Origin of the sequence: Hyella patelloides LEGE 07179, from assembly GCF_900659865.1 — a bacterium.
GTDB lineage: Bacteria > Cyanobacteriota > Cyanobacteriia > Cyanobacteriales > Xenococcaceae > Hyella > Hyella patelloides.
Map to the genome: position 1 here is coordinate 21297 of NZ_LR213837.1, position 6318 is coordinate 27614.

At 36.4% G+C, this 6318-nt stretch carries 7 protein-coding genes and 1 pseudogene; 2 read left to right on the forward strand and 6 right to left on the reverse strand.

The features are described from left to right. Positions 1-71: 71 nt before the first annotated feature. Together H1P_RS13155 and H1P_RS13160 are read right to left on the reverse strand one after the other, a co-directional pair. A pseudogene (locus H1P_RS13155) lies at positions 72-569 on the reverse strand (SDR family NAD(P)-dependent oxidoreductase); the annotation flags it as partial. A 76-nt stretch (positions 570-645) separates the two neighbouring features. Continuing rightward, positions 646-1332, reverse strand: coding sequence for a 5'-methylthioadenosine/S-adenosylhomocysteine nucleosidase family protein (locus H1P_RS13160; protein ID WP_144867797.1), 687 nt, complete (start codon positions 1330-1332; stop codon positions 646-648). Positions 1333-1494: 162 nt separating this feature from the next. On the opposite strand from H1P_RS13160, the gene lepB reads away from it, so the two are divergent. Further along, a complete protein-coding gene (lepB, locus tag H1P_RS13165; protein WP_144867799.1) occupies positions 1495-2076 on the forward strand; it encodes a signal peptidase I in 582 nt (193 codons plus the stop codon). Between the two features lie 114 nt (positions 2077-2190). Here lepB and larB read toward each other — a convergent pair whose 3' ends face one another. Beyond that, positions 2191-2991, reverse strand: coding sequence for a nickel pincer cofactor biosynthesis protein LarB (larB, locus tag H1P_RS13170; RefSeq protein WP_144867801.1), 801 nt, complete (start codon positions 2989-2991; stop codon positions 2191-2193). Between the two features lie 17 nt (positions 2992-3008). Between larB and H1P_RS13175 the strand changes: the two genes are divergently transcribed. Then, a complete protein-coding gene (locus H1P_RS13175) occupies positions 3009-4400 on the forward strand; it encodes an aminopeptidase P family protein (RefSeq protein ID WP_246141670.1) in 1392 nt (463 codons plus the stop codon). 72 nt (positions 4401-4472) lie between these two features. Here the strand turns inward: H1P_RS13175 and H1P_RS13180 are convergent, their stop codons facing one another. The 3 genes from H1P_RS13180 to H1P_RS13190 all read right to left on the reverse strand — a co-directional run. After that, positions 4473-4760, reverse strand: a complete 288-nt coding sequence (locus H1P_RS13180; RefSeq protein WP_144867803.1) for a hypothetical protein — start codon at positions 4758-4760, stop codon at positions 4473-4475. An 82-nt stretch (positions 4761-4842) separates the two neighbouring features. Further along, positions 4843-5733, reverse strand: coding sequence for an Hpt domain-containing protein (locus H1P_RS13185; protein WP_144867804.1), 891 nt, complete (start codon positions 5731-5733; stop codon positions 4843-4845). Positions 5734-5789: 56 nt separating this feature from the next. Then, positions 5790-6318: HAD-IA family hydrolase (locus H1P_RS13190; RefSeq protein WP_144867806.1), on the reverse strand; the 529-nt coding region annotated here is incomplete at its 5' end.

Here is a 6318-nt window from a genome sequence, read left to right on the forward strand (position 1 = left end):
TAAGCGGAATAATCTGGTTAGTGGTCAGTTATCAATTGTTTTCGAGTAATTTTCAATGACTATTTAGGGTGCACTAAAATTTCTGGAGAGTCTTTTTTAATTCCTCTGACTAAAGAGCGTGCTACGGTTTCTGGAGTCATCGGTATTACCCCACGAAACAATTTTAAGTCTCGCATCATATCAGTTTTCGTCAAAGAAGGTAGTAAAGCCATTACCCGAATATTATGGGGAGCAAGTTCTAATCTTAAGGCTTGAGTAAAGCCCACAATCGCAAATTTAGTAGCAGAATAAGTCGCCATAGTAGGGGCTGCAACTTTACCCATTAAACTAGAAACATTGACAATAGTACCTTGTTTTCTGGCTGCCATTCTTTTGGCAATTAAACGTACTATGGTTACCATTCCTCTAAAATTAAGATGAATTTCCTCTTCTACTTTTGGCAATTGAGATTGTAGAAACGGGGTTTGATGTACGACTCCAGCACAATTAATTAAAATGTCTACTGCGCCATGATTTCGCCAAGCTTGTGCGATCGCAATACTAATTTGTTTAGGCTTAGTTAAATCAATAGTATAGTAATCTAATATATTAACAATGAGTTTCAATTTCAATCTTGAGATAGAGATACACATTGAGCGTATCTTTTTAACTACGAAAAAGTTGAATCGTAACTTCTTGTAGCTTTTTTAATCCCTGTAAACTACTTTTAATAAATCTTATGCTTGCAATGGGTTGTTTTAGCATTTCTCTCGCCATAGTTACGGGTTTAATGTTTCCTGATTCACTAATTGTTTGTTCTAAATTAGGAAGATTGTATTTAACATCATCACTCACTATTCTTAAGATACTTACTGCTATCTTATTTTGCTGTAATAAATTAAGATAAGCAAAGCTTTCCATATCTACCACATTGGCTGTAAACTTTCGAGCAAGCTGCTGTTTTTGGGTAATAGTGGCAATAACGCGATCGCTTGTTATTCCAGAAACCCAAGATATATTAAGATGTAATTCTTCTAAATTCAGTTTTTGATTAATTAATTGATTTAATTCTTGATTCGTAACAATATTGTTTTGAGAATTTTGACCATAGCAATTTTGATATAAAACGGCATCTCCCACAGAATGTTGAGTAGATAAACTACCACATAATCCCATCATTAAAACTCTTTTTGGTTGAGATTGCCAAAATTTTTGCTTGGTTAAAGTTTTATCTATTTGGTTAACTCCAATAGGGATAGAAATAACTAAAGGTTGTGGTATTTTTAGGTTATTTAATCCCTTTTTTACTGCTTGATACTCCGCACCTTGAGGAACAATAATAACGTCTATCATTTATCATTTACCATATAATGTTTTATAGCCGAGTGGCAAAAGTTAATTTATGTTGTCAAAAATTATATTTTAAGAGGACTCCATTATTTATTAATTACTCATTATTCATGATTAATTCGAGTAACAGTATAAAATAGTAAACAATTTCTTTTACAGTAATTTATGTCACCAGAAAAAGAGCAAATTAGTTCAGAACAAAAATCAAAAAATAATAGTAGTCTTTGGCAAACAATTAAAAGTAATGTTACAACTATAGCGATCGCTTTAATAATTTCTTTCATTATTCGGGTGTTTATCGCCGAACCTCGTTATATTCCTTCAGAATCAATGTTTCCCACCTTAGAAATTGGCGATCGCTTAATTATCGAAAAAGTCTCTTATCGTTTTGATGATGTTCATCGCAGAGATATTGTAGTGTTTCAACCACCGCCACAGCTACAAAGACAGGGATACCAAGCCAATCAAGCATTTATCAAAAGAGCGATCGCATCAGCAGGAGAAACTGTAGCGGTAACGGATGGCATCGTTTACGTTAATAACCAGCCTCTCGAAGAAAATTATATAGCTCAACTGCCTCAATATGATTTAATGCCTGTTACTGTTCCAGAAGGTAAATTATTCGTCATGGGAGACAACCGTAATAATAGTAATGACTCTCATATTTGGGGGTTCTTACCTCAAAATAACATTATCGGTCATGCAGTCTTTCGTTTTTGGCCCTTCTCTCGTATTGGTAAAGTTTAACCAAAGAAGAAGAATCTGTTTTGTAACTAGTCACTAACAAAAATTAGGATTTTAAGCTGTATTCCATAAGCTCAAAAAATTTCTATAAATGTTGGCTACTAAGTTTCTCATTTTCTATTTCTGCTTATGGTTTATTTTATTCGCAGTTTTTAAAATTTTTCCTGCTAAAATTGCAGCACCAAAGCCGTTATCAATATTCATGACGCCAATACCCGAAGCACAGGAATTAAGCATAGTTAGCAAAGCAGACAAACCATTGAAACTTGCACCGTAGCCGATGCTGGTGGGTACGGCAATTACAGGACATTGTGCCAATCCTCCTACTATGCTAGGTAAAGCCCCTTCCATTCCTGCGACGACAATTAACACATCCGCTTCTTGAACATATTGCAGATTGCTCAGTAAGCGATGAATACCTGCTACACCCACATCCCAAAGACGCTTGACTTGAAAACCCGATAACTCTGCTGTCACCGCAGCTTCTTCGGCTACAGGAATATCTGATGTACCCGCAGTAATGATACTAATTAGCCCCGATTTTTGAAGCATCAAATATTCAGGAACAAGAGCAGCAATTTTTGCTATGGAATAATAATTAAGTTGAGGAATAGCGGTTTGTAATTGGGTAAAGACAGATTCTTCAATGCGAGTTGCCATAACTGGTAAAGGTTGCTGTAATTCTTGATTTTGGCGTTGCATCGCTTGCATAATTTTGATAATTTGTTCTGGTGTTTTGCCTTCTCCCCAAATAACTTCTGGAAAACCATTTCTGCGATGGCGATGGTGATCTATTTTGGCAAATTCTTCTATTGGCTCAAAACCAAGATTTTTGATTTGATGTAAGGCGGTTTCTGGTTTTAATGAGCCGTCAGCAACTTTTTGTAGGAGTTGTTTTAAGTCTTCTTGTTGATTCATCAAATTAATGTGTCACTATGATTTATAGCGGTATTTGTCGTAAGCCAATGAGTTTAAGTTTATCTCTGCAACAAAGAAGAAAGCAATTAGCCCAATTATTTGATGATCCTGTAGTTTTATGGTCGGGAAAAGCTTTAAGTCGTAATTTTCCTGCTAATCGTTATCCTTTTCGGGCTAACAGTCATTTTCTCTATTTTGCTGGTTTACAACTGGAAAATGCAGCAATTCATTTGGAAAATGGCAAACTGACGCTTTTTATGGATAATCCACCTCCTGCTGCTACTTTATGGCATGGAGAGATGGCAACAAGAGAACAAATTGCTAACACAATAGGGGCAGATGAAGCTTATCCTTTGAAAGAATTAGCAACGAGAATTACTGATATCGCCACTATTCCAGTACAAGATAGAGTAACCCATCAAGAGCAATGTCAGCTTTTGGGGCGCGATTTACCTGTTGCCAAAGCACTAAAGGGAAAAGATTTAGATTTAGCTCAAGCTATCGTAAGTATTCGTCTTTGCCATGATGAAAATGCTCTAGCAGAACTTAAAAAAGCTTCTAAGGTATCAGTTAAAGCCCATAAAGCAGGAATTCGAGCGACATTACAAGCGAAAACAGAGTCAGAAATACGCTCGGCGATGGAAGGAGTGATAATCGCTCACAATATGACTTGTGCTTATAACAGTATTGTTACCGTACAGGGGGAAGTTTTACACAATGAAGACTATCATAACCCATTACAGTCAGGAGATTTGATTTTAGCGGATGTAGGAGCAGAAACTGATTCTGGTTGGGCTTCAGATATTACTCGTACTTGGGCTGTATCTGGGAAGTTTTCTGCTACCCAAAGAGATATTTATAACGTGGTGTTAGCAGCCCATGATGCTTGTATTGCTAAAATGCGCCCTGGTGTAGAGTATCGAGATATTCATTTATTGGCAGCTACCGTAATTACTGGGGGATTAGTGGATTTAGGTATTTTAAAAGGTAATTCCGCAGATTTAGTAGAACAAGATGCTCACGCGCTCTTTTTTCCCCACGGTATTGGACATTTGCTGGGCTTAGATGTTCACGATATGGAAGATTTGGGAGATGTTGCGGGTTATGAAACTGGACGTAGTAGAAGCGATCGCTTTGGGTTAGGATATTTAAGATTGGATCGTAAATTACGCCCTGGTATGTTGGTTACTATCGAACCTGGCTTCTATCAAGTTCCTGCTATTTTAAATAATCCAGAGTTTCGCCAGAAGTATCAAAATACAGTTAACTGGGAACGTTTAGCACAATTTTCTGATGTTAGAGGAATTCGCATCGAAGACGATGTTTTAATTACTAATAATGGCACAGAAGTCTTAACTGCTGAGTTACCCAATAAAATCGCAGAAATAGAGTTTTTAATGGCTACTTAAGGTTATCGGTTCAACATTAGCTGAATCTGCTGCTAAATAATCTGCGTAGTCGATTTTTTCGTGAAATGAGGTTTAGCTAATATCGTGATAGTCTCGACAACCTATAGCATCTTCTGTATTGGCAACTTGGGGTTTAACCGTACACTTAAGACGATGATCGTTAGTAAAGAAACGACACTTAGTACAGGGTATGCGATGCATCTGTTTGGCTCTAGCAACCGCAGCTACTAAAGGACTAATCAAGCTCCAACTACAAAGGTAAAGCAGCAGACAAGCAAACACAAAGCGAAGGGAGAGTATTGCCAATCCGCTTTCTTTAATAGCGTATTGACCTAGCTGATATACAGGCAACTGGCTCATTTTCTATCTATATTCACTATTGATAAAAAATTATTATTACATATATTAGCAAAAATTAACTAGCTAATAATTAAGTTGTCACTTACAGTTTGCTAGAGAGAATTTTCACTATTTGAGTTAATTCTGTCTTATTAAAATTCTTTAACAAAGCGATCGCCGCACCTCGAACATCTTTGGGAATCATTACCTTAGCAGCAGCCGTATCGTTACTTACAGCAGCAGTAGCAGCTAGTTGTTGTAAATTTTTACTAGGAACAATTTTGCTAGCTTGACTCACACTTAGTAAGTCTCCTGCTTGCTTGATTTCTTTAATAATAATTTGAGCAACTGTATTGTAAGGATACTTGCGATTACTAGTCGCTTGAGTGGCGATTTTAACAAATTTTTGCCAATTAGCCTCTTCTGGAGCGATCTCGCTCAAACTCTGACAAAGCCCTTGAATTTGCTGACGGTTTTGCTCATTATCTGGCTGTTTAAATAGTTGCAACATCTTTTTGAGAGTCTCTTTAACTCGATCTGCAAAGTTAACAGTATCCCCTGCTCCCCCTCCACCAGCGAGTAATTCTTGAAGATAGTCATGTAAGTTAACAAAATTTGATTCTGCTTGCTCTAAAATACCGACAGCATCTTCATCTTTAAACTCTGCTGAATTCTCTAAGCGTTCGATCAAATCTTGAAGACAATCATAGCCACCAAGAAATAAAGATTCTAATTTCTGATCTACAGGAATGCTGTTTTCTTTGAGAATTTTAAAAGAATCTTCCAGGCGATGGGCTGTTTTTTGAATACTAGAATAGCCCAACATTGCTGCACCGCCTTTAACCGAGTGAGCAGCACGAAACATTTCGTTGACCATCTCTGTATCTTGGGAAGATGTCCCTAACTGCAAAATTCCTTGCTCTAGTGTTTGTAGATGCTCTTTTGCTTCTTCTATAAAATAACCCAAAATTCGCTGTTGACTAGCTATATCCAAAGCTAAACCCCCTCAAGTATAAATCCCATATACTAAAAAAATATATCAACACAAGTTTATCCCAGACTATTCAAATTGGGTAGCTGGTTTTTTACTTGTATCTTCAGTTTATCTCTTTCTAGTAAAAAAGCTTTGATTTTTAAGGCATTAGCTCCTTGATAATCTTCTCTTAAACTATCACCAATATGCCACGCTTGTTCTGGTAAACAATTATGTTTTGCCAATGCTGTTTTAAAGATTAGAGAGTCTGGTTTAGCCGATCCTACCTCGGAAGAGATAGTAATACTAGTAAAATAAGAACTTAATTGCAATAATTCTAAAACCTGATAGATACGGGTATCAAAATTAGAAATAATACCTAATTCTACTTTTTTTTGCTGCCAACTTTTTAAACTATTAATGACATCAGGATAAATATACCAGGGTTTTTTCGTAGCAAAATATACGTAAAGCTCTTGAAAAAAAAGCTCAAAATCAGTAAATTTTTCAAAAACTTTTACGTCTATAAAAGTAGATTTTGCTACTTGATACCACCATTGATATTCTTGTTGCGGGATCGCTAGAGGATCGAGTTTACCAAAAGCT

Bases quoted from the DNA above. Each gene is read 5' to 3' on its own strand.
- H1P_RS13160 (WP_144867797.1), bottom strand. From the start codon at position 1,332: ATGATAGACGTTATTATTGTTCCTCAAGGTGCGGAGTATCAAGCAGTA.
- lepB (WP_144867799.1), top strand. From the start codon at position 1,495: ATGTCACCAGAAAAAGAGCAAATTAGTTCAGAACAAAAATCAAAAAAT.
- larB (WP_144867801.1), bottom strand. From the start codon at position 2,991: ATGAATCAACAAGAAGACTTAAAACAACTCCTACAAAAAGTTGCTGAC.
- H1P_RS13175 (WP_246141670.1), top strand. From the start codon at position 3,009: ATGATTTATAGCGGTATTTGTCGTAAGCCAATGAGTTTAAGTTTATCT.
- H1P_RS13180 (WP_144867803.1), bottom strand. From the start codon at position 4,760: ATGAGCCAGTTGCCTGTATATCAGCTAGGTCAATACGCTATTAAAGAA.